This window comes from Amycolatopsis thailandensis (assembly GCF_002234405.1).
Taxonomy (GTDB): domain Bacteria; phylum Actinomycetota; class Actinomycetes; order Mycobacteriales; family Pseudonocardiaceae; genus Amycolatopsis; species Amycolatopsis thailandensis.
On sequence record NZ_NMQT01000202.1, the window covers coordinates 1 to 623 of the forward strand.

1 protein-coding gene is annotated in these 623 nt (G+C 67.1%); it reads right to left on the reverse strand.

The window, feature by feature from the left end; genetic code table 11:
• On the reverse strand, positions 1-623 hold a 623-nt coding region (locus tag CFP71_RS41045; protein WP_279629271.1), incomplete at both ends, for an SAV_2336 N-terminal domain-related protein.

Consider the following 623-nt stretch of genomic DNA (forward strand, 5'->3'; position numbering starts at 1 on the left):
AGGAGGTGCTCAAGTCTCGCTTCCGGCACGAACCGCTGTCCCACCAGTTTAGCCACATCGAGACGGACAGGCACCGCCGCGAGTAACTGCGCCAAGCGTAGCGCCGGCGGCGATGCGACACTGCGGAATCTGTGCACTCTTTCGACTGGTGACAAAGTTACCGGCGGGTCATCGGAATCGGACTGGGAAATCCGTTCCGTGGTGAGCACCACCGTTCCTTCGGCGGCGGCGTCGTTTTCGCCGGTCATCAGCCCGGCCCACCAGCCCAGGGCCTGCGGCCGCAGTTCGAGCACCGGCACCGGAACGACGTGACCGGGCACTTCCGCGCCGGGTTCGAGCCAGGCGTCCGCGAGGTCGCACACCCACCGACCGTTGGGAGCCAACACGTTCGGCACCCGCAACCGGGCCTTGTGCGGGTTCATGCCGCACCGGCCCCACAGCCATTCCGGGAGCAGGTGCACGATGCTGACCGGCATCTTCCTGCCCCATCGCGCCAGCGTCGGATACAGCGCGTCTTTCTTTTGCCAGGCGTCCCCGACACCGTCTGTCAGCAGTAATACCACCCGCCGCCCCGACGAATCCATGATCTCGTCCGGGTCGCGGGCGGGCGCGCCGGACGTGCC